General features: G+C 41.8%; 14 protein-coding genes. 5 read left to right on the top strand and 9 right to left on the bottom strand.

Going from position 1 to position 16,808, the window contains the following annotated elements:
- Positions 1–295: 295 nt before the first annotated feature.
- The gene (gene can, locus PR800_RS17885; protein WP_102139423.1) at positions 296–949 is read right to left on the bottom strand and encodes a carbonate dehydratase; all 654 of its coding nucleotides are present in this window, start codon (positions 947–949) and stop codon (positions 296–298) included.
- 257 nt (positions 950–1,206) lie between these two features.
- Here can and PR800_RS17880 point away from each other — a divergent pair, with 257 nt between their 5' ends.
- Together PR800_RS17880 and PR800_RS17875 are read left to right on the top strand one after the other, a co-directional pair.
- Positions 1,207–2,148, top strand: a complete 942-nt coding sequence (locus tag PR800_RS17880) for an ABC transporter ATP-binding protein (RefSeq protein ID WP_004913716.1) — start codon at positions 1,207–1,209, stop codon at positions 2,146–2,148.
- Positions 2,145–2,915 carry an ABC transporter permease gene (locus PR800_RS17875; protein WP_004913713.1) on the top strand — a complete coding sequence of 257 codons (771 nt, stop codon included), beginning with the start codon at positions 2,145–2,147 and terminating at the stop codon, positions 2,913–2,915. Before PR800_RS17880 ends, PR800_RS17875 begins: the two co-directional genes overlap by 4 nt.
- A 125-nt stretch (positions 2,916–3,040) precedes the next feature.
- Here PR800_RS17875 and panD read toward each other — a convergent pair whose 3' ends face one another.
- From panD to sfsA, 7 genes are all read right to left on the bottom strand, one after another.
- A complete protein-coding gene (panD, locus tag PR800_RS17870) occupies positions 3,041–3,421 on the bottom strand; it encodes an aspartate 1-decarboxylase (RefSeq protein WP_102139422.1) in 381 nt (126 codons plus the stop codon).
- 214 nt (positions 3,422–3,635) lie between these two features.
- Complete coding sequence (gene panC, locus PR800_RS17865; RefSeq protein WP_102139421.1) at positions 3,636–4,499, bottom strand: pantoate--beta-alanine ligase; 864 nt, start codon at positions 4,497–4,499, stop codon at positions 3,636–3,638.
- A gap of 30 nt (positions 4,500–4,529) precedes the next feature.
- Positions 4,530–5,321 carry a 3-methyl-2-oxobutanoate hydroxymethyltransferase gene (gene panB / locus PR800_RS17860; protein WP_102139420.1) on the bottom strand — a complete coding sequence of 264 codons (792 nt, stop codon included), beginning with the start codon at positions 5,319–5,321 and terminating at the stop codon, positions 4,530–4,532.
- A gap of 58 nt (positions 5,322–5,379) precedes the next feature.
- Complete coding sequence (gene folK / locus PR800_RS17855; RefSeq protein ID WP_102139419.1) at positions 5,380–5,871, bottom strand: 2-amino-4-hydroxy-6-hydroxymethyldihydropteridine diphosphokinase; 492 nt, start codon at positions 5,869–5,871, stop codon at positions 5,380–5,382.
- A 17-nt stretch (positions 5,872–5,888) separates the two neighbouring features.
- Positions 5,889–7,235 (bottom strand): polynucleotide adenylyltransferase PcnB, encoded by a 1,347-nt coding sequence (gene pcnB / locus PR800_RS17850; protein WP_206276241.1) that lies wholly within the window; start codon positions 7,233–7,235, stop codon positions 5,889–5,891.
- 728 nt (positions 7,236–7,963) lie between these two features.
- Positions 7,964–8,419: an RNA polymerase-binding protein DksA gene (dksA, locus tag PR800_RS17845; protein WP_004260494.1), complete on the bottom strand. Its 456-nt coding sequence runs from the start codon at positions 8,417–8,419 to the stop codon at positions 7,964–7,966.
- 195 nt (positions 8,420–8,614) lie between these two features.
- Positions 8,615–9,325, bottom strand: coding sequence for a DNA/RNA nuclease SfsA (gene sfsA / locus PR800_RS17840; RefSeq protein WP_272531213.1), 711 nt, complete (start codon positions 9,323–9,325; stop codon positions 8,615–8,617).
- 99 nt (positions 9,326–9,424) lie between these two features.
- Between sfsA and hrpB the strand changes: the two genes are divergently transcribed.
- Positions 9,425–11,884, top strand: a complete 2,460-nt coding sequence (hrpB, locus tag PR800_RS17835; RefSeq protein WP_272531212.1) for an ATP-dependent helicase HrpB — start codon at positions 9,425–9,427, stop codon at positions 11,882–11,884.
- Positions 11,885–12,066: 182 nt separating this feature from the next.
- Complete coding sequence (gene mrcB, locus PR800_RS17830; protein WP_206276236.1) at positions 12,067–14,592, top strand: bifunctional glycosyl transferase/transpeptidase; 2,526 nt, start codon at positions 12,067–12,069, stop codon at positions 14,590–14,592.
- Positions 14,593–14,846: 254 nt separating this feature from the next.
- Here mrcB and hemL read toward each other — a convergent pair whose 3' ends face one another.
- Positions 14,847–16,136, bottom strand: a complete 1,290-nt coding sequence (gene hemL / locus PR800_RS17825) for a glutamate-1-semialdehyde 2,1-aminomutase (protein WP_102139445.1) — start codon at positions 16,134–16,136, stop codon at positions 14,847–14,849.
- A 213-nt stretch (positions 16,137–16,349) separates the two neighbouring features.
- Here hemL and erpA point away from each other — a divergent pair, with 213 nt between their 5' ends.
- Positions 16,350–16,694 carry an iron-sulfur cluster insertion protein ErpA gene (gene erpA / locus PR800_RS17820; RefSeq protein WP_004260480.1) on the top strand — a complete coding sequence of 115 codons (345 nt, stop codon included), beginning with the start codon at positions 16,350–16,352 and terminating at the stop codon, positions 16,692–16,694.
- The last annotated feature ends 114 nt before the right edge of the window (positions 16,695–16,808 follow it).

Below are 16,808 nucleotides of genomic sequence, written 5' to 3'. Positions count from 1 at the left end.
CAAAATAAAATATTATTAATGAATTTTTCGTGGTTGAATATATACTTCTTGAGGTTAATTTCTTTGTAATCAATGAATAAGCTTTACTCTGCTTCAGAATAAATATGTATCAATACTTAAATTAATACGCGTATAAATATACTCGTAATAATTGTTAATCATAAATTTTCTTGGATTAATGTTTTTATTTTAATTTAAAAGGAATGAAAATATATTTTATAATTTAATTACGCTATTTTGGGATTTAATTGGTAAAAAGCTCTTAAATGTAAGAGCTTTTTATTTTTAGTTTAATTTATTTTTTTTGAGTTAATGTTGAAATAGCTTCACGGTAACATAACTCAAGTTTTTCTCGGCTGTCAGCAGTAATATGTAAGTCGTGTAACCGGCCATTATTAATCCCATATACCCAACCGTGGATCATCACTTTCTGGCCTCGTTTCCATGCAGATTGCATGATGGTTGAATGCCCTAAATTATAAACTTGCTCAACGACATTTAATTCGCATAAACGGTTAAGACGCTCGCAAGGTTTTAGCTCACCTAACATAGAGCTATGTCTGTACCAAATATCTCTTATGTGTAATAGCCAGTTATTAATTAAGCCAAGTTCGGTGTTATCAACCGCTGCTTCAATACCACCGCAGCCGTAGTGGCCACAAATAATGATGTGCTCAACTTGTAAGACATCAACGGCATATTGAATGACAGATAAACAGTTTAGGTCAGTGTGAATAACTAAGTTGGCAACATTACGGTGCACAAAAAGGTCGCCAGGTGCCGCGTTAATTAATTTTTCTGCAGGTACTCGGCTGTCAGAGCAGCCTATCCATAAGAATCTCGGCTTTTGCGCTTTTGATAATTCTTTGAAGAATTCGGGATCTTGTTCATTGACTGATGCTGACCATGCTTCATTGTTAGCAAACAGCTCTTCGATTTTTCTCATCATGACTTATAGCCTAGTTGTGTTACTTTGCGATAAAATCTTATACAACATTTATTGATTAATTAATAATTAGTTATACTAATTTCAACATCCTTATGATGAACCTGTCTTTTAGTCAAGACAACCCTAAATTCATAACGTATTGAATTATATTGTATAAACTAATTATCTCTTTTCTGCATAACATAGTGCAGAAAAAAGTGGCATCATGGTGATATATTGCCTTCAAATCGTCCTAAGAATAAAGGTTTTTTTTACATATGACATATGCACTTGAGTTATCGCAATTAACCAAAACCTACCCAGGTGGTGTAAAAGCCCTGAAAGGGATTGACCTGAGCGTTGAAGACGGTGACTTTTACGCATTGTTGGGGCCAAATGGCGCGGGTAAATCAACCACGATCGGGATCATTAGCTCGCTGGTGAATAAAACGAGCGGTTCTGTAAAAGTATTTGGTTATGATTTAGAAAAGCAAGTTGTGCAAGCAAAGCAGCAACTTGGATTAGTGCCTCAAGAGTTTAATTTCAACCCATTTGAAACGGTATTACAAATCGTTCTTAACCAAGCCGGTTATTATGGGGTCACGCGCTCTGTTGCTGTACAACGTGCAGAGCAGTACCTGACCCAACTTGATTTATGGGAAAAGCGTGATGAGCGGGCTCGTAATTTGTCCGGTGGTATGAAACGCCGCTTAATGATAGCCCGTGCGTTGATGCACCAACCAAAGCTATTAATTTTGGATGAACCCACCGCGGGTGTTGATATTGAACTTCGCCGTTCAATGTGGACATTCTTAAAGAATCTTAACGCTCAGGGAACGACAATCATTTTAACCACTCACTATTTGGAAGAAGCTGAAATGTTATGCCGTAATATTGGTATTATTCAACACGGTGAATTAGTTGAAAATACAAGTATGAAGCAATTACTGAGTCAATTAGAATCAGAAACCTTTATTTTTGATTTAATGCCAAAAAGTCCGATCCCTCAATTATTAGGGTATGAATCACGTTTGATAGACACCTCAACACTTGAGGTAGATGTCAAAAGAGAGCAAGGTCTAAATAGTGTTTTTAGCCAATTCAGTGAGCAAGGTGTTCAGATTTTAAGTATGCGAAATAAAGCAAATCGGTTAGAAGAGTTATTTGTTAACTTAGTCAAAAGAGAAAGTAATGCAACCGAGAAGGAGATTGCAAGATGATCTCATTATATTGGGTCGCATTAAAAACCATTTGGATAAAAGAAGTCACGCGGTTCGGCCGTATTTGGATACAAACATTATTACCACCTGTGATCACCATGTCGCTCTATTTTGTGATTTTTGGTAACTTAATTGGTTCAAGAATTGGTGATATGGGCGGTGTGGATTATATGCAGTTTATCGTCCCCGGGCTGATCATGATGGCGGTGATCACTAATTCATATTCAAATGTTTGTTCTTCTTTCTTTGGCTCTAAATTTCAGAAAAATATTGAAGAATTACTCGTTGCCCCTGTTCCGACGCATATTATTATCGCAGGTTTTGTTGGTGGTGGTGTTGCTAGAGGGATTTTAGTCGGTTTTCTCGTCACATTGGTATCGTTATTTTTTATTCCATTGCAAGTGCATTCATGGGCAATGGTAGTTATAACGTTATTACTAACCGCAATTGTGTTTTCCCTTGCCGGTCTATTAAATGCCATCTTCGCTAAGACATTTGATGATATTAGTATTGTTCCTACCTTTGTATTAACACCATTAACGTATTTAGGCGGTGTGTTTTATTCGTTGTCACTGCTCCCCCCGTTTTGGCAAGCCGTCTCTAAACTAAACCCAATTGTGTATATGATCAGCGGCTTTCGTTATGGCTTTCTGGGAATAGCTGATGTTTCTATCGCGATTACATTAGGCGTCTTAATGATTTTTTTAGTCGTCTTTTATGCATTAACATGGTTCCTAATTGAGCAGGGTCGAGGCCTCAGAAGCTAAATTTTAGGGATGAAATTGTGTTAAAAAAACGGCTTTTGATACTGAATGTAATCAAAAGCCGTTTTTTATTGAAGTGTATATAAATGGTGTTATTAATCAATCTATTGGGTAAGTAAAGACCCAAATTATGCCACTTGGACTGGAACCGCTTTTGCTAGGCGACTCATTTTATTATTTTCATCAAAGTAAGCTACTTTTGGTTTATGTAAGCGAGCGTCTTCATCTTCTATTTGCACATAAGAGCAAATAATCAGTTTATCACCAACCGCAGCGCGGCGTGCAGCAGCACCATTAACCGAAATAATTTTTGAACCACGTTCGCCTGAAATTGCATAAGTTGAAAAACGTTCACCGTTATCGACGTTGTAAATATCAATGGCTTCGTATTCAATGATCCCAGCGGCGTCCATGAAGTCCTGATCTATTGCACATGAGCCCTCGTAGTGTAGGTCTGCTTGTGTAACAGTGACCCGGTGGAGTTTGCCTTGTAACATTCTTCTTAACATTTTTTCTTCCTCATTTGGCTCACAGCGTTGTTGGTGGCGCTCACTCACCCTAGTCACATACTTATGTATGCTCCTAGGGACTCGTTTACTTACCGCCTAGCTGTGAACCAAATGAGTTTGAAAAAATAAAAGCCATTCGGAACACAGACATTGAATTAACGCTATAAACACTGTAATTGCAGTGTGTTATTTCATTTTTATAATTGATTTATTTTTATGCAATATCGCGTTGCAGGTCAACTTGTAAATTGTCAATAAGACGCGTTTGACCTAACCATGCAGCCATTAAAATAACCGCACGTTTACTCGGCTCACCAAGTGGTAATAATGTATCTGCATCGCGAATAAATAGCTCATCAGGGGTAAAACCGGCTTCACGTAAGCTATTATTCATCTCTTCGATAATAACCTCAGATGCGTTAGGCTCAGCGACTAATTTTTCACCCGCTTGTTGCATAATTTGATACAGTTTAGGCGCTGTTTTTAGCTCTTCCGCTGACAAATTGTTGTTGCGTGAACTCAATGCTAAGCCATTTTTGGCTCTAACCGTTGGGACACTAACAATTTGAGTATCAAATGATAAGTCAGCGACTAATTTGCGAATTAATTGCAACTGTTGGTAATCTTTTTCACCAAACAAAGCAATATCGGGCTGTACTAAGTTGAACAGCTTAGTGATAACCGTTGCGACACCTCTAAAATGACCGGGACGGCTTGCGCCTTCTAACATCGTCGATAACTCGGGAACGTCAACAAAAGTCTGTTTTTCCATCCCTTCTGGATAGAATTCTTGCGGGGAAGGGGCAAAAACTAAATTGATATCACGACGCTTTAATTTTTCGCAATCTTCTTGCAAAGTCCGTGGGTAATTGGCTAAATCAGATTGCCTATCAAATTGCATTGGGTTTACGAATACACTAGCAATCACAATATCAGCTTGTTTTTTCGCTTGGTCAATGAGTGTTAAGTGACCATCGTGTAAATTACCCATCGTAGGGACAAGTGCAATACGTTTACCTTCTTGTTTCCAGCGGCGAATTTCACGGCGTAAGATAAGTGCCGTTTCAACGATAAGCATACGTGAGTTCCTTATAATTACTGGCATCAATTAAGAAAAAGAATGTGCTTCACTTGGGTAAATGCCATCTTCCACTTCTTGGATATACATACGAATAGCATCATGAAGGTTGCCTGCTTGAGCTAAAAAGTTTTTAGCAAATTTAGGCGCTCGAGCGGTAATACCCAGTGCATCATGCATAACAAGGATTTGTCCATCAGTTCCATTTCCTGCGCCAATACCAATCACCGGTAATAGCAACTCTTCAGAAACATGACTTGCTAAGGCAGTTGGAACACATTCGAGAACCAATAATTGGATACCTGCATTTTCTAATGCAATTGCATCTTTGAGTAATTGATTTGCCGTGACCTCATCGCGTCCTTGGACTTTATAACCGCCAAGAACGTTGACGGCTTGTGGTGTTAAACCGAGATGACCACACACAGGAACAGAGCGTTCTCCTAGCATTCTTACGGTATCACATAACCAGCTGCCACCCTCAATTTTCACCATGTTTGCACCGGCTTGCATCAAAATTGCTGCATTAGCACAAGCTTGTTCTGGTGTGGCGTAACTCATAAATGGCATATCTGCAATAATGAAGGCGTTTGGTGCACCTTTGCGAACGCATCGGGTGTGGTAAGCAATTTGCTCGACAGTAACTGGTAAAGTAGATGATTCACCTTGGATCGTCATTCCCAGTGAGTCTCCAACGAGCATCACTTGAATACCTTGCTCATAAAATAATTGAGCAAAGCTTGCGTCATAGGCAGTCATAGTTGCAAATTTGTGTTTGTCTTTTTTAAACTGACATAAATCAGCCAGAGAAATTGGTTTCATTATAATAACCTCCGGAAATGATCTCCCTGCGACCATACCTCATAAGAGGTTGAACATTTTAGGCTGGAATATCCCAAAATGTTAGGCCATTTCGAGGGACTTGTGTGAGTCTTTCTGAAAGCTTTTCGCCATCAGGAAAAACAAGGGAAGGGGCGATTTCACTAAGCGGATACAACATAAACTCACGCTCTTTTAGCCCATAATGTGGAACAATTAACCGTTCAGTATTGATAATACGGTTGCCAAAAAGCATGATATCGAGGTCAAGAGTTCGTGGACCCCAACGTTCCTCTTTGCGAACACGACCAAGCTCAAGCTCGATTTTTTGTGTGTGGTTGAGGAGTATTTCTGGCTCAAGACTTGTTTCGAGTAGTACAGCCAGATTCAGAAAATCTGGCTGGTTTTGTGGACCTAGTGGTTTAGTTCGGTACACAGAAGAGGTAGAAACAACACGGCTATTGGGAATCGCATCTAATGCTGCAATAGCTTGTTGTGCCTGTAATAGCGGCTCACCAAGGTTACTTCCTACAGCAATATAGACTTGTTCCATTGTATTCTCTCTATCAATTATGACTTATTCGACCGGCGTGCACCTGTTCCACCTTGTGATGAACGTGGGCGATGGCGACGGCGAGTGGGTGCGTTGCCTAATTCCGAAATCATTTCACGCTGTTTGGTATTATTCGCTTGTTGAAAATCAGCCCACCATAATGCTAACTCTTGTAGCTCGTTGCGGTGCTCAACATTGGCCCTTAACTCTAATAAATCAAACGCGGCACGGAATTTCGGGTGCTCCATTAATTTATTGGCACGACGACCTTGGCGACGAGGTAAACGTAACTGCAGCAACCAAATATCACGCATCGTGGTTGTAATACGTTTTGGGATCGCAATCGAACGGCACTGTTCGTCTAAAATATCATTCATCGCAAGGGCAAAGGCATCATAATAGGCTAGCCCGCCTTCTTGAGAGAGCTTTTCAGCATGCTCTGTAACTGGGTACCATAACATAGCCGCAAATAAAAAAGCAGGGTTAACACGCTTATCATTTTTTAATCGGAAGTCAGTATTTTTAAGGACTTGCTCAATGATTTTTTCCATTGGCGAATCACTGTTATCCGTAAAGCGGCTTGCGACAACAGGGAAAAGCTGCTCAAACAAACCATATTTTTTGAGCATTTTATAGGTATCGTAACCTTGGCCTGCTTGTAGTAATTTGAGTGACTCTTCAAATAACCGAGCAGATGGAATTTCTCTCAATAAATGAGCAAGTTGGTAAATTGGCTCTGCAGTTTTTGGTTCGATGCTCATATTTAATTTGCAGGCGAAACGTACCGCTCTTAGCATTCTGACTGGGTCTTCACGATAGCGTGTTTCTGGGTCACCAATTAGACGAATAACGCCAGCTTTGAGGTCAGTTAAGCCATTAACGTAGTCACGTAATGTGAAGTCTTCAATATTGTAATATAGGCTGTTAACGGTGAAGTCCCGACGGATCGCATCTTCCTCAATGGAACCAAAGATGTTATCGCGTAACAACATGCCATTTTGTGCTTGTGCAGATAAGTTTTTGTCATCTGATGCACTTTGGTCATGGTGGCCACGGAAAGTTGCAACTTCAATAATTTCGGGGCCAAACATAATGTGTGCTAGGCGGAAACGGCGACCAACTAGACGGCAATTACGAAATAATTTGCGGATCTGTTCTGGTGTTGCGTTTGTCGTAATATCGAAGTCTTTAGGTTTTTGGCCTAAAAGCAAGTCACGCACACCCCCACCGACTAAATAGGCTTCAAAGCCACTTTTATTTAAGCGATACAGCACTTTTAACGCATTGTCACTGATATCACTGCGTGAAATAGGGTGTTCGGAACGCGGGATAACAGTAATGTTTTCTTCGTTTACGGTTGTCATTGTAGGGCGCTTCTCAGGTGTTGAATCGGCACGTTGAGATTGACGAACCGTTTTTCTAATAGGGGTTGTTTTATGGGGTTGAACGGTGTTCTGCTCCTTAGGTGCGGTTTGCGCATGAGCAGAATGAGTGACTGGCCTTTTACCGGCTGCCTGACTATCTCGCGAAGGATCACGATGTTTTACTACATCTTCAGGAGATGCATCTGTATTGCGAGATAAAATATTACGGCAGAAATTTGCTACTCGGTTAAAAATAGTACACCTCGATGTCATTACCAATATTCATTAAACAAAATAAGCGGCTAATCATAGCTCACAGAAGTTTCTTTGAGAATGGTTAAACGAATAAAAGTCGTCTCTAATTATAAACGTTACCAATAAAATTTACGCAAAATAATAGCGCAAAAAGCTTTCTTGCTATAGGTGTATAGGGTTAGAAGCCTTATTTTAAGCGTTTTTCTGTTATTAGATTATCGTTCAAATTCACACTATGGGGTTAAAAGATAGCATAAGCTATTTCCGTAAAAAATTACGCGAAAGTAAATATTTATCTTATTTAAAGGAACATGATAGGACGTTATCGCCAGCCAATTGGCAAAAAGATGCGAGAAGGATAGATTTTACGTGATAGCTAACGCAAGAAATAGGCTCTGAGCGGAACATAACAGAATGTGGAGTTCCCTTGTAACGGCGCAGTAATATGCGCCGTTCAGGACTCCATACAGACACTAGCCAGCCATTTGCTTTTCGCGAATTTCAGCTAATGTTTTACAGTCGATACATAAATCAGCGGTAGGACGGGCTTCCAAACGACGGATACCAATTTCTACACCACATGATTCACAATAGCCAAAGTCGTCATCTTCAACTTTTTTCAGCGTTTTTTCGATTTTCTTAATCAGTTTACGTTCACGGTCCCGGTTACGTAATTCAAGGCTGAATTCTTCTTCCTGAGCGGCTCTATCAACGGGGTCTGGAAAGTTAGCTGCCTCATCTTGCATATGAGTAACAGTCCGGTCCACTTCATCTCTGAGTTGATTGCGCCATGCTTCGAGAATGAGCTTAAAATGCGCCAACTGGGCCTCGTTCATATACTCTTCGCCAGCTTTTTCATGATAGGGTTCAACCCCAGCAATGGCGAGAATGCTTAAGGACGATGTCTTACGTTTTTGCCCTTCTTGCATAATGCTTCTCCTACACACGCAAATTTTACAAAAACCCCAAGGGGGAAAAATTAAGGTCGCTATAAATAGCAGAAGACTGCTCTCTTGGCAATCGTTCCTGCAATGAGTTTTGTAATGCTGTGAGGGCGAGCGTGTTTATTCCCTTTTTAGCGCCCAGAACTCTGCGGCCTCGTATAAAAATCGGTTAAAAAAACTTTATTTAATAGAGTTAAAGTGAATCTGCTTACTTAACACCATTTGTTGAACAGTTATATCAGCTTGATAACAAAGCACTTCAACACCACTTTGTCTCGCTTCCTCCAATAATAGCGCATATTGTTTATCAATATGTGCCGCTGCAGATGCTACGTGAATACCTGTGTGTAAAGCAACAAACAATAGTATGGCTCTTTTTCCTTCTTTCGCAATATACATTAGTTCTCTTAAATGTTTTTGGCCCCTAAGTGTCACTGCGTCAGGAAAAAAACCTTGATTATTTTCGAGTAAAGTTACTGATTTTACTTCGATAAAGCAATCGGGTAATCCATTTTGCGTGAGATAGAAATCGATTCGGCTATTTTCTGTGCCATATTTGACTTCAGGTTTTATTACGCTGTATTCGGATAATTCTGGAATGTGTTTTTCGGTTAAGGCTTGCGTAACTAATTGGTTCGCACGAAGGGTATTAATGCAAATAAAATGACCATTTGCTGTTTGGGTTAACTCCCAGCTATACGGGTATTTGCGTTTTTTATTATCGGACGTTGAATACCAGATGGTATCACCCGGGGTTGCACAACCTGTCATAGCGCCCGTATTCGCACAGTGAATTGTTATTTCTTCACCGCTCGGTAAAGTCACATCAGCCAAAAAGCGCTTGTACCGCTTAATTAAAGTGGCAGGTTGTAAGGCGGGTTCAAATTCCATGGGATCTCCGCTAGGGTATCGGTAATATGCTTACTGGCAAAAGAGGCTAATGCTACAATGTCTGACAGCAAAAGTTAAATATATGGAGTGATAGCCCCAGTGTTACCGATATTCGAAGTTTGTGAGGACATACTTACCGCGTTAATGGCTTCACCTCAAGTATTGCTTCATGCACCTACAGGTGCGGGTAAATCAACCGTTTTGCCGCTAGAAATATTAAAGAGTGGGGTTATTAATGGACGGGTTATCATGTTGGAGCCTCGTCGCTTAGCAGCACGTTCAGTGGCGGCTCGTCTTGCACAGCAACTTGGCGAAGAAGTCGGTCATACCATTGGTTTACGCATGCGCTCTGAAACTAAAGTTAGCCGCCACACTCGTCTTGAAGTGGTGACCGAAGGCGTACTGACCCGCTTACTGCAAAATGATCCCATGCTTGAAGGGGTTGGTTTAGTCATTCTAGATGAGTTTCATGAACGAAATTTACAGGCAGACCTCGGCCTAGCCTTGTTAATTGATTCACAACAAGCCTTACGTGAGGATTTACGTATTCTGTTGATGTCAGCGACATTAGATAATCAAGGGCTGTCCCAGCTGTTTCCTGATGCTCCGGTTATCACTTCTCAAGGACGTACATTTCCCGTCATACGTGAGTATCATCCAATTAACCCAAATAAACTCTTTCATAAAGAAGTCGCATTGGCGGCTTGGCAATTATTACAGCAAGAGCATGGGTCTTTACTATTATTTCTTCCAGGTATGGGGGAAATCGAGAAAGTGAGAGCAGAACTCGCTTCGATGGTAAGTGAGGACATACTTTTATGTCCTTTATACGGAGCATTAACCCTACAAGCCCAGCAACAGGCGATACAGCTGGCACCAGAAGGAATGCGGAAGGTCGTATTAGCCACTAATATTGCGGAAACCAGTTTAACGATTGAAGGCATCCGCCTTGTGATGGACAGTGGTTTTGAACGTGTGGGTCAATTCAACCCAAGAACAGGACTGACAAAGCTAATTAAACAGCGAATCAGCCAAGCATCGATGGCGCAGCGAGCTGGTCGAGCTGGCCGTTTAGAAACGGGTGTTTGTTGGCACTTATTGAGTGAAGAGCAGGCTGAGCGTGCGGCACAATTTAGCGAGGCCGAAATTGCGCAAAGTGACCTGAGCAGCTTATGGTTATCTTTATTACAGTGGGGGTGCCACGATGCAGCCCAGCTGAATTGGCTGACTTTACCCCCGAAGCCTGCAATATCTGCGGCAAAAAATTTACTGGGTAAATTAGGTGCTATTGATGCAGCTGGTAAGTTAACGCCTTTTGGGCAGCAGATGGCGGAGTTAGGTAGTTCAGTACGAACAGCGGCAATGTTATGCAAAGCACAACAAAGCCAAAATCAGCATGTTATTCAATTGGCTGCACTACTGGTGGCGATTATCGAAGAACCTCCTCGTCAACAAGATGCGGATCTTCGCTATTGCATAGAAAGGCCAACAGAGGGGTGGTGTAAGAGAGCATCAGCACTTTGCGAACAAAAAGTGCCGAGTACCATTGGTCAGCGAGATGCGCTCATTAGTGAGTGGTTACCAACGTTGCTGGCTACAGGGTTTCCCGACTACATAGCGAAATCTCGAGATAACCAACAACGTTACCAATTAGCGAGTGGCTTAGGGGCGACGTTGGGTGAGTCAGATAGACTAATGGGGACTCCGTGGTTAATAGTGGTGTCTTTATGGCAACCTGAAAATACAGCGGATGCGCGTATTTCTTTGGCTTACCCTGTAGAGATTGACAGGTTACAAGCAGATTGCCCATCACTGTTTAACAAGCAAGAAACGGTCGAATGGGATGAACAAAAAGGGACATTATTAGCTTGGAAGCGCTTGCAATGCGGTCAATTAGTGGTGAAATCAGAACGTTTAAGCAACCCAGATAAGACTGAGGTTCGCCAAGCGTTGGTGTATTGGTTGAAGCAAAATGGCTTACAGCAGCTAAATTGGCAGGAAGATGCATTACAATTATGTGTCCGTTGTACGTTAGCTAAGCAGTATTTTCCCGATGTTGACTTGCCAGATTTTGATGATACAGCTCTATTGGATTCGCTGGGTGAATGGCTTGAACCCTATCTTGATGGCATAACAAATAAGCAAAAACTACAGCAAATTGATTTAGCTTCTTTATTAATCAATCGATTGGATTGGCAGCAACAGCAGTGGTTAGAAAGTATGTTTCCGAAAACTTATCGAGCGCCATCTTTACATGATGTAAGTATTTACTACGCGTTAGATAAGCCACCAGTGGTAGCGATTCGTATGCAAGAGATGTACGGGGAAAAAACGAACCCGACAATAGCACAAGGAAAAATAGCAGTAACGATATCTCTACTGTCTCCTGCCATGCGGCCGTTGCAGATCACGCAAGACCTTGGTGCGTTTTGGCAAGGCAGCTATAAAGAGATACAAAAAGAGATGAAAGGGCGTTATCCAAAACATTTATGGCCGGATGACCCCGCAAATACTGCGCCAACAAGGCAAACAAAAAAAGCGATGATGGGTGCGAAATAGCCTATTTTTATGCTCTAATAGCGAGTTTCCTTATTCAGCCAATTGATAGGCTAAACTGAGTAAGGAAATGTAATTAAGAGCTTTCTTTGGTGAAATCTCTGAGGTTATGGGCCAAAATTAACCACTAAACTGGCATAACGAGTGAGTTATTAAGATATTTTGTAAGGTGATATGGAGCGACCATGTCAGGTAAAGATTTTGAACCAATCGGCAGACGTAACAAAAAAACTGCTGGGAAAAAACAATCTTCATCCCGCCGTCGTAGAGACCGCGATGACTATGATGATGAAGATTTATTCGAACATGATGATATTGATGAACAATATCTCGATGATGAAGATGAAGAAGAAGAGCAAATGGCTAAAAAAGGCTCGAGAAATAACAAGCCTCGAAAGGTAAAAAGTAAATGGCGTTGGTTTTGGCTGCTCGTCAAACTGATGATCGTGTTTGCTGTTCTACTCGCGGCATATGGTTTTTATTTAAATCAACAAATTAAAGAACGCCTTGATGGTAAGGTGTGGGATTTACCCGCAGCCGTATACGGCCGAATGGTTAACCTCGAGCCAGGTATGGACTACAGCCAGGCAGAAATGGTTCGCCTACTTGAAGGCATGCAGTACCGTAAAGTGAGTAAGATAACAACGTCAGGCGAATTTGTGGTGCGCGGTAATAGCATCGAAATCTTACGCCGGCCGTTTAATTTCCCTGATCAAAAAGAGGGGCAAATACTTGCTCGAATGGTGTTTGAAAATAATGCCTTGAGCAAAATTGAAAATATGGAGAACGGTCGCTCATTTGGCTTTTTCCGTTTAGACCCGAAACTGATCACAATGATGCAGTCGGCGAATAATGAGCAACGGTTAGTTTTACCGATATCTGACTTCCCCGAATCTCTAGTTAAAATCTTACTAGAAACCGAAGATCGCAACTTTTATGAGCATGATGGCGTCAGTTTGTACTCTATTGGCCGTGCTGTTGTTGCTAACTTAAGTGCAGGACGCTCCGTTCAAGGGGGAAGTACATTAACCCAACAGTTAGTCAAAAACTTATTTTTAACTAATGAACGCACATTAAAGCGTAAAGCTAATGAAGCGTATATGGCGATTTTACTGGACTACAACTACAGTAAAGAACGTATTTTAGAGCTGTATTTAAACGAAGTCTTTTTAGGTCAAAATGGTAATGACGAAATTCGTGGTTTCCCATTAGCAAGTTTGTATTACTTTGGTCGACCAATCAATGAGTTAAGTTTTGACCAACAGGCTTTATTAGTGGGGATGGTGCAGGGGGCATCAACATATAACCCTTGGACTAAGCCACAAAATGCGATTAAACGCCGTAATATCGTGCTGAAAATCTTGGAAACACGTGGCGTGATTGACCAAGAAATGTATCAGGTACTCAGCGCAAGGCCTCTTGGGGTGAAAAACAAAGAAGGGCTGGTGGCTTCTCAACCTGCCTTTATGCAAATGGTTCGTTTAGAACTCAATGAGAAATTGGGCGATAAAGTTAAAGAACTCTCGGGCGCGAAAATTTTTACTACCCTAGACCCAGTTGCTCAAACTGCGGCTGAAAATGCAGTTGAAAATGGTGTCGCTGATTTACGTAAATCTCGTAAATTGGATGATATCGAAGGGGCAATCGTGGTGGTTGATCGCATTAATGGCGAAGTTCGCGCGATGGTTGGCGGTTCTCAACCGCAGTTTTCAGGTTTTAACCGCGCGTTAAATGCACGACGTAGTATTGGTTCCCTAGCAAAACCACCTGTCTACCTCGCGGCATTAAGTGAACCAGACCGCTACCGTTTAAACACATGGCTAAAAGACGAGCCACTAACAGTGAAGGTTGGGAATCAAAACTGGAGCCCAAGAAACTACAGCCGCAATTTCAACGGCCGGATGATGTTAGTAGACGCTTTGGCTAAATCACAGAATATCCCAACGGTAAATCTAGGTTTAGAAGTTGGCTTAGACCAAGTGTTTAACACCTTTGTACGCTTAGGGGCTCCTGCAGCGGCTATGGAAAAAGTTCCCGCTATGTTCTTAGGTGCGGTTAACTTAACACCAGCGGAAGTTGCCCAAGTATTCCAAACCATTGGCGGTAATGGTAATCGTGCGAAATTGTCGGCATTACGTTCAGTCATTGACGGAGATGGTAAAGAGATTTACCAAAGCTACCCATCTGCTGAGCGAGCAGTACCTTCTCAAGCGGCATACCTCACATTGTATGGTATGCAACAAGTGGTTAAACAAGGTACGGGCAGAGTCTTGTTGTCTAAATATGCGAAGTATAATTTAGCCGGTAAAACAGGGACAACTAACGACCTACGTGATAGCTGGTATGCAGGGATTGACGGCAAAGAGGTCGCAATTGTGTGGGTTGGCCGTGACAATAATGGCCCAACACAATTAACAGGAGCAACAGGCGCACTGAAAGTGTACCAACGCTACTTAGATAACCAAGCACCATTAGCACTTATCAACCGCGCACCAGAGGGCATTGTTGATATGCAAGTCACAGCTGATGGCCAATTAAGTTGCTCAAACTTTGGCGGCGGTAGAATGTTGCCGATTTGGACGGATAACCCAGAAGGGTTATGCCAAGCGTCTGAAAGTGAAGCTCCAGTTTGGGATCTAAATGGCAATAATGGCGAGCAGCAAGGTGATGCGCCGGATTGGGTTAAGGATATGTTTGGCAATAACCCCTAAATTCTCGTCATATTTCAAGTTGTGACTGTGTTGGCTTCATTCGTCAACCCTAGTCACATACTTGTGTATGCTCCTAGAGATTTCCTTATTTGCCTCTTACGACAACTCGAACTATTTAGAGAATTAGCTGGTGAATTAATTATTTTAAAGGCTAGTTAGGGAACTGTGGTGTCGAACCTAGAGTTATCTATTCTTAGCTATAAAAAAATAGAGGTGAAATTGGATAAATTTCACCTCTATAACATCAATGTGAATTAATTCTTTTTAATTTTCATCAATGCAGTTTCTGCGGCTTTGATCGTTTTCTCAATGTCTTCATCGCTGTGTGCGATAGACATAAAACCTGCTTCAAATGCAGAAGGCGCGAGGTAAATACCTTGCTCTAACATGTAATGGAAAAATTTCTTAAAGCGCTCAACGTCGCATTTCATCACATCTTGGTAGCAAGTTACGGTTGGGGCGTCGGTGAAGAAAATACCAAACATGCCACCGACGTGATTGATAACCATCGGGATACCTTGCTCTGCGGAAACACGTTTTAAACCACGAGCTAACTTTTCTGTTAATTCATTTAAACGTGAGTGAACACCCGGTTGAGAGACTTCTTTTAAGCAAGCAAGACCTGCAGCCATCGCGACAGGGTTACCAGATAAGGTCCCTGCTTGGTAAACAGGCCCAATTGGTGCTAGTTTTTCCATAATTTCAAGGCGGCCACCGAAGGCACCAACAGGCATACCACCACCGATGATTTTACCTAAACAGGTTAAATCAGGCTGAACGTCATAGTAATCTTGTGCTCCACCTAATGCGACACGAAAACCTGTCATAACTTCATCAATGATGAGTACGGCATTGAATTCATCACATAATGCACGTAAACCGGGTAAAAATTCAGCTGTTGGTGGTACGCAATTCATATTTCCAGCAACTGGTTCAACAATCACGCATGCAATATCTTCTGGGTAATTTTCAAATGCTTTGCGAACTGAAGCTAGGTCATTATAGGTACAAGTTAATGTGTGTTTTACAAAATCTTCAGGTACACCCGGGGAGTTAGGTTCACCCATAGTAAGTGCGCCAGAGCCCGCTTTGACTAATAAGCAGTCTGCATGGCCGTGGTAACAACCTTCAAATTTGATGATTTTGTCACGGCCAGTGTAACCGCGCGCCAGACGAATTGCGCTCATGGTGGCTTCAGTACCTGAATTCACCATACGTACCATATCCATAGAGGGTACTAATTCACAAACTAATTCAGCCATTTCAACTTCGGCGGCAGTCGGTGCACCAAAACTTAACCCTTTATGAACAGCTTTGATCACGGCATCGCGGATCTCAGGATGGTTATGGCCTAATACCATCGGTCCCCATGAGCCAACGTAATCCACATAGGCTTTACCATCAACGTCATAAATATAAGCGCCATCCGCTTTTTCAATAAATAATGGGGTTCCACCAACACCATTAAAAGCACGAACAGGGGAGTTTACACCCCCAGGAATTTGTTCTTTTGCTTGTGCGTAAAGTTTTTCAGATTGTGACATCGCAGGGCTCCAGAAAGAGGCTAAGAAAAAAATTGCTCTCATTCTAAAGCACCACACCAATTAAACCAAATGTTGAAACGAAGATATGCACAATGTGTCTAATTGCGTAACAACACTTGAACGATTTAGTCAAGTGACGGATAATTAGGTTAATTGATCTGAGTAGGCTTTTGCCTACACATGAATTTACCGGTCACCGGTTTGGAGTAAAAAATGAGTGATGATGCAGCTCTGCCATTGCAATTTACTGATGCGGCAGCAATTAAAGTTAAAGATTTAGTCTCTGATGAGGACAACCCAAATCTGCGTCTGCGTGTTTATATCACTGGTGGCGGATGCAGCGGTTTCCAATATGGTTTCACCTTCGATGACCAAATCAACGAAGGCGATATGACCATTGAAAAGCAAGGTGTTGCTCTGGTTGTAGATCCAATGAGCCTACAGTATTTGGTAGGTGGAAGTGTTGATTATACTGAAGGCTTGGAAGGTTCGCGTTTTATTGTCACTAACCCGAATGCTAAGTCTACTTGTGGGTGCGGTTCGTCCTTTAGCGTCTAATTTTCGTCATATTTCAAGTTGTGACTGTGTTGGCTTCATTCGTCAACCCTAGTCACATACTTGTGTATGCTCCTAGGAATTTCCTCATTCACCGCCTTGTCACACCTCGAACTA

This window comes from Providencia sp. PROV205, assembly GCF_028479505.1.
Taxonomy (GTDB): domain Bacteria; phylum Pseudomonadota; class Gammaproteobacteria; order Enterobacterales; family Enterobacteriaceae; genus Providencia; species Providencia huaxiensis.
Note: the sequence above shows the minus strand (reverse complement) of the source record. Positions and strands in the feature narration are given on the sequence as shown.